The organism is Rothia santali (assembly GCF_024199905.1).
Lineage (GTDB): Bacteria > Actinomycetota > Actinomycetes > Actinomycetales > Micrococcaceae > Rothia > Rothia santali.
On sequence record NZ_JANAFB010000059.1, the window covers coordinates 1 to 11,800 of the forward strand.

At 69.5% G+C, this 11,800-nt stretch carries 8 protein-coding genes, 1 tRNA gene and 1 pseudogene; 4 read left to right on the plus strand and 6 right to left on the minus strand.

The annotated features are described in order from the left end of the window. Positions 1–23 precede the first annotated feature (23 nt). Positions 24–548: a DUF3662 domain-containing protein gene (locus NBM05_RS14515; protein ID WP_254168927.1), complete on the minus strand. Its 525-nt coding sequence runs from the start codon at positions 546–548 to the stop codon at positions 24–26. 227 nt (positions 549–775) lie between these two features. Here NBM05_RS14515 and NBM05_RS14520 point away from each other — a divergent pair. Then, positions 776–862, plus strand: a tRNA-Leu gene (locus NBM05_RS14520). Positions 863–964: 102 nt separating this feature from the next. Here the strand turns inward: NBM05_RS14520 and NBM05_RS14525 are convergent. Genes NBM05_RS14525 through NBM05_RS14535 form a run of 3 tightly spaced genes read right to left on the minus strand, consistent with a single transcriptional unit; the run spans position 965 to position 4,369 of the window. After that, a complete protein-coding gene (locus tag NBM05_RS14525; protein ID WP_254168916.1) occupies positions 965–1,717 on the minus strand; it encodes an OBAP family protein in 753 nt (250 codons plus the stop codon). Positions 1,718–1,760: 43 nt separating this feature from the next. Continuing rightward, complete coding sequence (locus NBM05_RS14530) at positions 1,761–3,005, minus strand: flavin monoamine oxidase family protein (protein WP_302184064.1); 1,245 nt, start codon at positions 3,003–3,005, stop codon at positions 1,761–1,763. Then, positions 3,002–4,369 carry an MFS transporter gene (locus tag NBM05_RS14535; RefSeq protein WP_254168918.1) on the minus strand — a complete coding sequence of 456 codons (1,368 nt, stop codon included), beginning with the start codon at positions 4,367–4,369 and terminating at the stop codon, positions 3,002–3,004. The genes NBM05_RS14530 and NBM05_RS14535 overlap by 4 nt, the downstream gene beginning before the upstream one ends. Before the next feature lie 129 nt (positions 4,370–4,498). Between NBM05_RS14535 and NBM05_RS14540 the strand changes: the two genes are divergently transcribed. Further along, positions 4,499–5,896 (plus strand): PucR family transcriptional regulator, encoded by a 1,398-nt coding sequence (locus NBM05_RS14540; RefSeq protein WP_254168920.1) that lies wholly within the window; start codon positions 4,499–4,501, stop codon positions 5,894–5,896. 645 nt (positions 5,897–6,541) lie between these two features. On the opposite strand, the gene NBM05_RS14545 is transcribed toward NBM05_RS14540, so the two are convergent. After that, the gene (locus NBM05_RS14545; RefSeq protein WP_254168921.1) at positions 6,542–8,422 is read right to left on the minus strand and encodes a glycoside hydrolase family 15 protein; all 1,881 of its coding nucleotides are present in this window, start codon (positions 8,420–8,422) and stop codon (positions 6,542–6,544) included. A gap of 165 nt (positions 8,423–8,587) precedes the next feature. On the opposite strand from NBM05_RS14545, the gene ilvD reads away from it, so the two are divergent. Next, positions 8,588–10,306, plus strand: coding sequence for a dihydroxy-acid dehydratase (gene ilvD / locus NBM05_RS14550; protein ID WP_254168923.1), 1,719 nt, complete (start codon positions 8,588–8,590; stop codon positions 10,304–10,306). 33 nt (positions 10,307–10,339) lie between these two features. Here ilvD and NBM05_RS14555 read toward each other — a convergent pair whose 3' ends face one another. Further along, positions 10,340–10,633: a hypothetical protein gene (locus NBM05_RS14555; protein WP_254168925.1), complete on the minus strand. Its 294-nt coding sequence runs from the start codon at positions 10,631–10,633 to the stop codon at positions 10,340–10,342. Between the two features lie 770 nt (positions 10,634–11,403). On the opposite strand from NBM05_RS14555, the pseudogene NBM05_RS14560 reads away from it, so the two are divergent. Then, positions 11,404–11,800, plus strand: a pseudogene (locus NBM05_RS14560) (hypothetical protein); the annotation flags it as partial.

Below are 11,800 nucleotides of genomic sequence, written 5' to 3' on the forward strand. Positions count from 1 at the left end.
AAAGCAGAGGCGGGAATCCGAGTTCATGCCTGGTCTCGTGGGCTCGGAGATGTGTATAAGAGCCGGTCGGGGGCGGGGTCCGGGGCGGGGGCGTGGGTGGCCTGGTGGGCGATGGGCGAGGAGACGGCCGAGGGGGCCGCGGCGTCGGCGGCGCGACCGCGGGCGGCCGGGTTGCGGGGCGAGCGCTCCTGGGTGGAGAGGATGAGGAACTCGCCCGGCCGGAGCTCCTCGGAGCGGGCACGGGTGAAGGTCACCCGGACCGCGCCGCGCAGCGTGTAGCCCTGCGAGCGGGCGTGGCGGATGGCGACGTCGCACAGCTCCTCGGCGAGGTTCTCGCCCCAGTCCTGGGCCCGGGGGAAGTCGGCCTCCGAGAACTCGATGGTGAAGACGTTGGGCGCGAGGGTGCGGCCCTCGGCGATGACGTAGGACTTGTTGTCCATCTCCGCCCGCAGGCGGCTGGCGAGGTCCACCGGCTCGATCCGGTTCCGGGAGCCCGCGGTGAAGACGCCGCGCACAGCCCTTTCGAGGCCGCGCTCGATGTTGTCCATCAGTCCCACTGGCTGCCTCCTGTTCTGCTGGCCGGCGTTCCGACGCCCGGCCGTTCGGCGGGCGTACTCGATCTAAGGATAGTAGAGAGGGATTCTGGGAGGCCCATCAACGCGTGGCGGAGGACACGCGACCCTCGATTAGACACCCGCGTCCCCTCGTGGTTATGATTGTCAGCGTTGCTTTCCGCAAGCACCGCCGGTCACGGTGGGTGATGCGGAGTCCACTTGCGCGAGTGGCGGAATAGGCAGACGCGCACGGTTCAGGTCCGTGTGCCCGAAAGGGCGTGGGGGTTCAACTCCCCCCTCGCGCACCAAGGAAGCTCCCCGGTCAGGGTTCTGGCCGGGGAGCTTTTGCGTGCGCCGGGCGCGTCGTTCCCGCCGACGCGAGATCCCGACGCCGGGTGGGAGGCTGGGCCCTACCGCCTGACGTCCGTCTCCCGCAGCTCCGTCTGCAGCACGCGCCCGCTCTCCCAGGAGTTCGCGCCCGGGGCGACCTCCGGCGTCGGGATGTCCCGGCGCCGCTCGCGGTTGCGCCGGGTCGAGACGCCGACCTCGCGGTCCCGCTCCCGGACCAGCTCCTCGCGGGCCTGGCCGTCCTCGGTGAAGCCCATCATCAGCTGCGGGGCGCCGTAGGGGAAGTCGTCGACGTCGTACTGCCAGGTGTGGAAGGTCTTGCCGTAGGTCGTCACCAGGTCCTCGAAGTACGCGTGCTCGGCGATCTCCGGGACGCCCGGGGCGGTCAGGATGCCGGAGGCGATCTCGTAGTGGTGGCTGTGCCAGAGCCGCTTTTCCTCCTCGGGGAGGGTGCGGAACCGCTCCTCGCTGATGATGTACTCGATGCCGATCAGGCGGGCGTCGGGGGCGTTGCGGTCGAAGATGACGCACTGGTGGAGGTCGTGCTGCAGGTGGATGCAGAAGTGGGCGGCGTGGACCTGCCGGCCGGCGTCGTCGGCGTACAGATGCAGGCCGTCGAGGTAGGTGCTCATCGCGCTCAGCGGGTACTTGCGCTGCAGGAACGTGGAGCCCAGGTCCAGCACGCGGTGCTTCCAGGGGTGGCCCGTGCTGGTCTTGAGGGTGTTCGCGGCCCTGCGCCCCGCGAGGGCCGCCGCGGCCGCCCCGATGCCGAGGGCGAGGCCGGTGCCTAAAGTCTTCAAGCGTGTGTTCTCCATCACCTCACTCTACGGGGAATGGCGCCTTCGACGAACCCTGGCCTCACGACTCAGCGCCGGACAGAGTCTTCATCAACCGTTGCGCGGCAGACTCCCCGCTGCGCAGTGCCCCTTCCATCAGGCCGGTGTACTCCGGATCGATGTACTCCCCGGCGAAGTGGACACGCCCCTCGGGCGCGGCAAGCGCCACGAAGTCCCCGTCGCTGAAATCCGGCGCATGCGCGGTGTACGCCCCCTGGGCCATAGGATCGAGCGACCAAGCGGTGAGTACGGCGCTCCTCTCCATGATCTCCAGGTCCCCACGCTGTGTTCGGACGCGGTCCTCCCATGTTTGGGCTCCGTTTTCGAGGCCGAGTGCGATCAGATGGTCGAGCTCCCCTCCGAAACTGTTGATCACGGGGGCGACCCTCCCCGGCGTCTCGTAGGCCGTCCACGTCCAGAACCGGTCCGAGACGTTCATGACGGCCGAAGTCTCCGGCGCCCTCTTCAATCCCAGGTGCAGCTTGGCGGCATGCCCCTGCACCACCCGAGCCATGGCGTCCCTCTTCTCCTGCGACAGGTCGAGCGCGACGTCGCCCCCGGGTGCGACGAGGCTGAAGGGCAGGGCTGCGACGACGTAGTCGAAGACCTCGCGCCCATCGTCGAGGACGACTTCGACCTCGTGTGCGGACTGGACGACCGCCTCAACCCGTCGCCCCAATGCGACGCGGCCGCCCAGGCCTTCCGCCATGGCGCATGGCAGGCGTTGGTTCCCCCCGCTGACACGCCAGCTGGGGCCCGGGTCGAAGGATGCCACGTGGTCCAGCGTCCCTCGGGCCACGACCTGATCGGTCCTGACGGCGGTGGACATCTCCACCCGGGCCTCAAGCGCCTCACGCACGGGTCCGTTGGCCTCGATGTCGTCCAGGACGTCGGCCACGGACAGGCCCGCGGACGCTTCGGCACGTCGTGCCGCGGCCGTGCCGAGCGATTCCATGTCATCGGTGGTCACCCCGGGACGGTCGACCGGAGTGCGGATGTAGTAGCTCATGCCGGTGTCCACGAGCTCGAGGCCATGACGCTCGCAGTACTCTCTGAAAAGTGAGTACCCGTCGAGGACGAACTCGGCGCCGCGTTCGATGACGTGCTCGCCGCCGCCGGCCTCCATCGTCTCCGACCAGAGCCGCCCCCCGACACGGTCGCGGGCCTCGAAGACGGTGACGTCGTGTCCGTCGCGAATCAGCTGCGTCGCTGCGGCGAGACCGGCGAGGCCGGCGCCGAGAACGGCGATGCGGGGTGGGGTGCTCATCGAAGCGCTCCTTGGTTGGTGGTGATGGATGATGTCTCGGCAAGGGACCTGCCCCTGGTCTCCGGCGCCCAGGCGTAGCAGATGACCAGCGCCACCACGGTGACGATCGCGAAGACGCCCAGGGTGCCGTTGATGCCGATGGTGGCGATGCCCACGGGCACCAGGTAGGTGCCGGTGGCGGCCCCGATTCGGCTGAAACCGACGGCGACCCCTACGGCGGTCGCCCGAATCTCGGTGGGGAACAGCTCGTTCGGGTAGATCCACTGCAGAATGCTGGGTCCGCCGGAGACGAACGCGTAGAAGAAGAACCCGAGGACAATGAACCAGGGTGGGGCCCCGACCCACAGCGCCAGGGCGCCGAGCGAGACGGACATCAGCACGAAGGGAATGACGGTCATCGGGCGGCGTCCCACTGATTCGACCAGCTTCAGGGCCGGTAGAATCCCGATGGCGAAGAGCGCCGCGATCAGCAGCTCACCGAGCGTCTCGGTCGAGCTCTCGGGGAGGCCGGCAGCCGAGAGGATGACGGCTCCGAAGGTGTAGAGAGCGTACTGGGGCGTGATCTGGGCGAAGTAGAGCATTCCGCACATCAGGGTCCGCTTCCAGTACCCGCCTTTCACCAGCAGCGCCAGGTCCCGGAGCATCGAGCGCTGGGTCTGCGCGGGACGGGCCGGCTCGAGCTGTACCTGGTTGGCGGCCTCAGCGCCGTAGATCTCGGTCAGAACCTTCCGAGCTTCGTCGAGGCGCCCCTTGTCTGCCAGCCAGCGCGGCGACTCCGGAATCCCCCGTCGCATCAGGACCACGACGACGCCCAGCACGGCCCCGCTCGCGAGCATGATGCGCCACGGGTGTTCGCCGGTGATGTTGATGAGGAGGAATCCGACCAGGAAGGCGGTCATGGCGCCCAGGGACCACGCCAGCCCCGAAAGCCCGATCATGAAGCCGCGGCTCTTCTTCGGTGTGAACTCCGTCAGCAGCGACGTGGCGATGGGGTAGTCGGCCCCGATGGCCAATCCGATGATGAACCGAAGCGCGATCAGCTGCCACGGCGCCCCCACGAACGCCGAGAGAGCGCACGCGACGACTAGGACGGTTAAGTCGAGGGCGTACATCTTCTCGCGCCCAATCTTGTCCGTCAGTGCTCCGAAGAAGGTGGCGCCGAAGAAGATGCCGATCAGTCCGGACGCGCCGATCAGGCCGAGTTCGGTCGGCCCCGCGGGGATCTCCCCGAGAAATCCGGTCATGGCGACGCCGATCAGGCTGATGATGTACCCGTCCAGGAACGGGCCGCCGCAGCAGGCGATGAGGAGCCTTCGATGGAACGAGGACTTTGGCGCGTCGTCGATGACGGAAAAGTTGCTCATCTGGGGGGTCTCCTTCGAAGCCATTCACGAGGTGTGAGTGATCTGGAGCACTACCCTACGGATGGCGTTGAGGAACCGGCAGCGTACATCGTGCTAGACATCAGCTCCCAACCATACGAATGTAAGACCATGAACACGCGATTTACCGTCGGAGAACTCGTCGAGGACCCCAGTCTCGACACCCGGGTGATGAGCGGTGCGCGCGGGCTGAGCCGGGCCGTCCTCTGGGCCCACTCGTGCGAGAAGTCTGATCCGGCCCGGTGGCTGGGGCCGCATGAGCTGCTGATGACCGTCGGTCTGTGCATTCCCGAGGGGGGCGAGGCTCAGAGGGTCCTCGTCGCCGAGCTTGACCAGGCGGGGGTTGCCGGGATCGCCATCGGTGACGACGGCCTGGCACCGCATCTGACGGATGCCTTCCACGCCGAGGCGGACTCCAGAGCGTTTCCCGTCCTGTTCTCCGGTCCCCACACGCCGTTCGCGGCCATCGGCCGCACGGTCGCCGCCGCCAACACCGACCGTCAAGCGATGAGCGTCCTCCTGCTGGCCAAGCTCTACCGGCTCACCGGCGACCGCACGGATGGGGATCGCCGCGCGGCCCGTGACATCGGCGACTTGCTCGGGATTCCGGTGGCAGTCCGCGACGAGAAGAGCGGCTGCGTGATCATCGGTGAAGATCTTCCGCCGGCGGATCGGACGCAGGAGTACCCACTGCGCACCCATCACCCCGCGCGGCTGATCGTTGATCGGAGGACGCCGATCGACTCTTTCGTCCTCGGTCATCTGACTCAGATCCTGACGGTGGATGCCAACACCGTCATGCAGCAGCTGGAGCAACGGCTCCGCTCGGGGGCGGAGCTGCTCGAGCAGACCCTGGGGGGCTTCGTCGGTGCCGGAGACAGGCTCCTGGCACTCTGGGGTCGCCCGCTGCCCGACTTCAGGGTGCTGGCCATCCCCGCCTCGGAGGCCCGAAGTATCGGCCTGTCGCTCGCCCTGGCCGAGCTCCCCTTCGCGATGATCCACCACCGGCGGACGTCCCACGTCGTGATCCCGCCGAGCAACTACATCGATGCCGCGAGCATCGTGGGCGAGTTGTCACCCGCGACGGGCGTCTCGTCCGAGCGACGCAGCTTTGCGGACCTTGCGGCTGCCGGCGAGGAGGCAGATGCGGAATATCTGGAGGCGGCGGCGCGGGGTCAGGCGTGGCGCGAATACGGCCCTCAGAAAATCTCGCTGCTCTCCAGATCTGGAACCGAATCGGACCGGGTGATCTCCGAGGTGCTGGGCCCGCTGGCCGTGGACGACGCCCAGCATCGGATTCTGCGTGAGACGCTGTTCGCCTTTCTCGACCATGACCTGGGGTGGAAGCCCACGGCGGCGTCCTTGAACCTGCACCGACAGAGCCTGGTCTACCGAATTCGGAAGATCGAGGCTCTGACCGGTCGGAGCGTCCGGGTCACCCGGGACATCTCGGCGTTCTGGCTGGCTCGCACCGCCTGGGCGGCCCGCGGGGAAAGGCCGGGGCCGTAGGGGGCCGATCCCGGATATGAGGCCGGGCATGTCCCAGCGCGGCCATCGTCACGACGGGCCACGAAATGGCAATCCCTACCGCCGAGGATGCGGCGGGTCCGAGGTTGGGCTAGGCTGGAGAACTGTACCGTCTGGACGGTGCTATTCAACCTGTCAGGCCCGGTTGGGCTGAAGCTCGAAACCGCCAGGGCGGTGGAAAGTGGATGGTCATGCGCGTGATGTTTTTTGGTGACGCATGGGATGTGCTCGGCCCGTCTGGACATGAAGACTGCGCGTCCGGGGAGGGGCAGCGGGGGACGCTAGCACTCGCGGTGTACGCGAAGCCGGAGCGGGAAAGCCTGTCGGCCTGTCGGAGATTCCGCCGTCGTCTTCTGGACGACGTGCGGCGAAATCTCCATGCCCAGCGGGCCGACGCTTTGGTCCTCGTCCTGGACGCGGTGGGGTGTCGCCGAGAGAACCGGTTGAGGGGTGTCCTGCGCGACGTCGTCAATCGGCTCTCTTACGACGTCGTCGTTCTCCCACTCAACAGCAGGATGGTCATCAAGTCCACGATCATCCTCCACGAGAACCAGCGGCGTGCGGTCAGGGAGACCGTGTCGAGGCGCCAGCTCCACCCCTCCTATGCCGAGGCGGACCCGCGGGCGCTCAGTCGTCCCCGGGGCACAGCGTCAGGGCCGCCTGGATGAGCGCCAGGTGGCTCAGCGCCTGGGGCAGGTTCCCCAGGAAGTCGCCGGTCTCCGGGTCGATCATCTCGGGCCAGACGCCGACGTCGTTCGCCAGCCCCAGCAGCTCCTCCATCCACTCCTCGGCCTCCTCGCAGCGGCCCACGAGCGTCAGCGCCGCCACGCCCCAGAAGGCGCACGCGAGGAACGCGCCCTCCTCCTCGGGCATACCGGTGTAGCGGTAGAGCAGGGCGCCGCTGCCGAGCTCCGCGCGCAGCGCGTCGATGGTGCGGCTCATCCGCTCCCCGGTGTCGAAGCCGCTGCGGGCGTGGAGGAGGACCGAGGCGTCGAGGGAGTCGCCGCCCGGGTGCATCAGGTAGGCGCCCCGCTCCTCGGACCAGCAGTTCTCCTCGACCCAGCGGCGGATCCGCTCGGCCTCGGCGCGCCACCGGTCGGGCTCGCCGGGGATCTGGCCGAGGTCGGCCAGGTGGGCGGCGCACTGCAGCGCCTGCCAGCAGCCCATCTTGGAGGAGGTGTAGTGGCGCTCCTCGGGCAGCTCCCACATGCCGGCGTCGGGGCGGTGCCAGGCGTCGGCGGCGTCGTCGGCCACCGCGGCCAGGAGGCGGCCCGTCTCGGCGTCGACCAGGTTGCCGGCGTCGACGTAGCCGCGCGTGACGGCCAGGATGTCCCCGTAGACGCCGAGCTGCAGCTGCCCGTGGGCCCGGTTGCCCGTGACGACGGGGCCCAGGCCGCGCCAGCCCGGGACGTCGGACTCCCGCGGCTCCGGCGGCAGGGCGCCGTCCAGGCCGAAGAAGATCTGCACGCCGTGCTCCCGCAGCATCGTCAGCGTCCAGGAGATCGCGCGGTGCACCTCCTCGCGCAGGCCGAACCCGATCCACGCGTCCAGGGTGTACGCGGCGTCGCGGACCCAGGCGTAGCGGTAGTCCCAGTTCTTGCCGCCGGAGCGGCTCTCCGGGAGCGAGGTGGTGCCGGCCGCGGCGATCGCGCCGGTGGGCTCGCGCATCAGCAGCTTGAGGGTCAGCGCGCTGCGCTGGACCGCCTTGCCCCACGGGCCGTCGTAGTGGAACTCCTCCGACCAGGCGGTCCAGTTCTCGATCGTGCGGTCGATGCCCCGGTCCACGTCCTCGGGGTCCGGCATCCACAGGGGTTCGTGGAGTGCTCCCGCCAGGACCACCAGGTGCCGGGACCCCTCGGTCGCGGTGAACGAGCCGGTGCAGGCTTGCTCCTCCGGCGTCGTCGTCATCTCGCCGAGCGTCTGCACCGTGAGCGTCACGCCGTCGACGCGCAGCACCGGGCCCAGGTGCGTTCGGTGGACCCAGGGCGACGCCGTGCCGAGCATGGTGCCGGGCGCCACCCGCCAGGCCATCGGCACCGAACCGGAGAGGCCCTCGACGCGCGAGGCGAGCTCGCACCAGGGCAGGCGCCCCGAGACGCCCGTGTTCATCGACTGGGTGACCCGGGCCCGGCCGCGCTCGGTCTCGTAGGTGGTGACCAGGACGTTGGTCCCAACGACGTACTGGCGGCGCAGGCGGTACGGCACCGTGGGCGCGAGCTCGACGTGGCCGCCATGCTCCGCGTCCAGGAGGGCGGCGAAGGCCGGCTCGGTGTCCAGCTGGGGCACCGGGAGCCAGTCGATGCGGCCGTCGTCGGCCACCAGCGCGAGCGTCCGGCCGTCGCCGAGGACCGCGTAGGAGCGCAGGTCCGCGTAGCCGTCGGTGCGAGGGGTGGGCTCGCGGGGCTCCTCGGCGTCGGCGTGGCCGGAGCCCTCCGTGCGGGTGCGGGGGCCGCCGTCCAGGGTGATCCCGGTGGCGGCGGGGTCGTCGGTGGGTGCGGGGGTGGCCATGGGGATGTCCTTCCGGGGACCGGGGTCTCCTCCCGAAGGTAGCCGACGGACTCGGGGGGCAGGCCAGCGCAGAGGGGCGATGTCATCCGAGGGCGGAACCGCGTGTCGCCGCCCCACCCGGCGCGCTGTGATGCACGCTACGCCCCGCGGCCGTAGACTTCCCCCATGAGCAGCGATTTCGATGTGAAGCCCGGCGTGGACATCAAGCCCCGGTCCCGCGACGTGACCGACGGCCTCGAGCGAGCGGCGGCCCGCGGCATGCTCCGCGCCGTCGGGATGGGGGACGAGGACTGGGGGAAGCCGCAGATCGGCGTCGCCTCCTCCTGGAACGAGATCACCCCGTGCAACCTCACCCTGGAGAAGCTGGCCGGCTTCGCGAAGGAGGGCGTGCACGCCGCGGGCGGCTACCCGCTGGAGTTCGGGACCATCTCCGTCTCCGACGGCATCTCGATGGGCCACGAGGGCATGCACTACTCGCTGGTCAGCCGCGAGGTCATCACCGACTCCGTGGAGACCGTCTTCGGCGCCGAGCGACTGGACGGCTCGGTGCTCATGGCCGGCTGCGACAAGTCGATCCCGGGCATGCTCATGGCCGCGGCGCGCCTGGGTCTGTCGAGCGTGTTCCTCTACAACGGCTCGATCATGCCGGGCACCGCCAAGCTCTCCGACGGCACCGAGCGCGAGGTGACACTCATCGACGCCTTCGAGGCCGTGGGCGCCTGCCGCGCGGGCAAGATGAGCGAGGTCGACGTCGACGCGATCGAGCGCGCGGTCTGCCCCGGCGAGGGCGCGTGCGGCGGCATGTACACGGCCAACACGATGGCCTCGGCGGCCGAGGCGATGGGCATGTCCCTGCCCGGCTCCGCCGCGCCGCCCGCGATCCACCGCAACCGCACGATCTACGCCCGCCGCTCCGGCGAGGCCGTGGTCAACCTGCTGCGCCGCGGCATCACGACCAAGGACATCATCACCTACGAGTCGCTGTGCAACGCGATCGCCGTGGTCATGGCCTTCGGCGGCTCGACCAACGCGGTGCTGCACCTCATGGCGATCGCGCACGAGGCCGGCGTCGACCTCACCCTGGACGACTTCAACAAGATCGGCGACCGGGTCCCGCACCTGGGCAACGTCAAGCCCTTCGGCCAGTACGTCATGAACGACGTCTTCAAGATCGGCGGCGTGCCCGTGGTCATGAAGGCGCTGCTCGACGCCGGGCTGCTCGAGGGCGACTGCCTCACCGTGACCGGCAAGACGGTCGCGGAGAACCTCGCCGAGATCAACCCGCCGGATCCGGACGGCAAGATCCTGCGCGCGCTGGACGACCCGCTGCACCCCACCGGCGGGCTCACGGTCCTCAAGGGCTCGCTCGCCCCCGACGGTGCCGTGGTGAAGTCCGCGGGCTTCGACGCCGACGTCTTCGAGGGCACCGCGCGCGTCTTCGACCAGGAGCAGCCCGCGATGGACGCGGTGCTGAACGGGGAGCTGAAGAAGGGCGACGTCGTCGTCATCCGGTACGAGGGGCCCAAGGGCGGGCCCGGGATGCGGGAGATGCTCGCGATCACCGGCGCGATCAAGGGCGCGGGCATCGGCAAGGACGTCCTGCTGATCACCGACGGGCGGTTCTCCGGGGGCTCGACCGGGCTGTGCATCGGGCACGTGGCGCCCGAGGCGGTCGACGGCGGCCCCATCGCCTTCGTGCGCGACGGCGACCCGATCCGGGTGGACATCGCGGGGCGCACGATCGAGGTGGACGTCTCCGAGGAGGAGATGGCCGAGCGCCGGAAGGGCTGGGCCCCGCCGGAGAATCCCCGCCTGCACGGGGTGCTGGGCAAGTTCGCGAAGTTGGTGCGCTCGGCGTCGGTGGGGGCCGTGACGAGCTACTGAGGGCGGGTGCGGTGTGCCGGGGCGTCGTCACTCTCACGCCGCTCCCATGCTCCACGGGGTGGCACTCAGCTCTCCGCTCCGGCTGCGGCGCAGCGCCTCCTCATGCAGTACCTCCCACCGGTCGGGCGGCATTCGATGCCTCATGTCCTCGAGCGCGCGCCAGACGGTCGTCGCCGGAATGCCCGACCAACGAGTAAGGTCTTGGTCGGGCACGTCGGGCCGACTCTCCAGGTCCATCCACTCCGGCAAGGCGCGCCGTACCCGGCGGCGGGTGCCGACGCGCACCTTCGGCGAGTTGAACTGCCCGAGCCCGAGCAGGCCGAACACGGATTCGCGATGCAGGAAGGCCCCCCCCTGCCGGCGAGGGCGACGGCGACCGCCGGCTCGGTCAGCGAGGTCGTCGGAACCCCGCAGTGCGTCGAGACGCCTCGCCCGTATCCTCGGAGCGCCCCCCGAGAGGCGCGTTTGCGCATCTCAACGGCGGGGGCGCCCGCGTCCCCGGCATCGGCAACGGCCACGATGCCGTGGTGCGATGCGGCGATCTCCCACGGGTCGCGTCGGTAGCTCATGATCCAACCTCCATGTCATCGCCGTACTCAATGTGGTACGTCTTTGCCATCAGCCCTCTGGAGACGAGTGAACGATTGTCAGAAGTGGTGTGAGGGGTGATGCCATGGGCGAGGTGCTGACGAGTGGAGTGACACTGCAGTGAGACTCGAGTGATAGTGCAGTGACACTGCAGTGAGACTCGAGTGATGTGCACTGACGGTTCAGTGAGACTCCAGAGACGCAAAGTGAGACAGAAAGCCAGTCAAGTGAGCGCGAAGCGAGACTGAGTGAGCATGGATCGAGAGACGTACGGATTCAGTGAGCTCCCGTGGCAACCGGTGGACGGTTCGCTCATCCGGTCGTGAATCGAATGGGCCCAGACGGTCTCGGCGCATGCAGGGTAGTACCTCCAGCCCTGCCCCCTCCAGGGCCTGACTCCGCGCCCCCGATTCCTTAGGATGGTCTCCACCGGCGACGGCGCCGGCAGAGGACCCGGGCGCGGAGCGGACGGCCGCTCAGGCCCCGGCCTCGCGACCGAAAGGCCCGCCATGTCCCATCCCGAGGCCATCACGGAGGGCGACGCCCGTTACGGCACGCTCCTCGGCGGATTCAACCAGCGCTGGCCCAGCGCCCGCGAGCAGCGGGCGCGCAGGATCTACGTCTGCGCCACGGAGCAGGAGGTGCTCGACGCCGTCCGCGCCGCGCTGCGCGACCCCTCGCTCGTCCCCGCCCCCGGGCAGCGCGACACCCCCGCGAGCCGCACCGGCAGGCGAATCACCGTGCGCAGCGGCGGCCACGCCTACGAGGGCTTCGTCTCGGATAACCCGGGCGGCGTCATCCTCGACCTCGGTCCGCTCAGCGGCTTCGACGCCGACGTCGTCCTGGACCCGGGCCGGTACGAGGCGGCCCGCGGCGTCGAGCTCGGCGACGGCCGCACCGTGGACG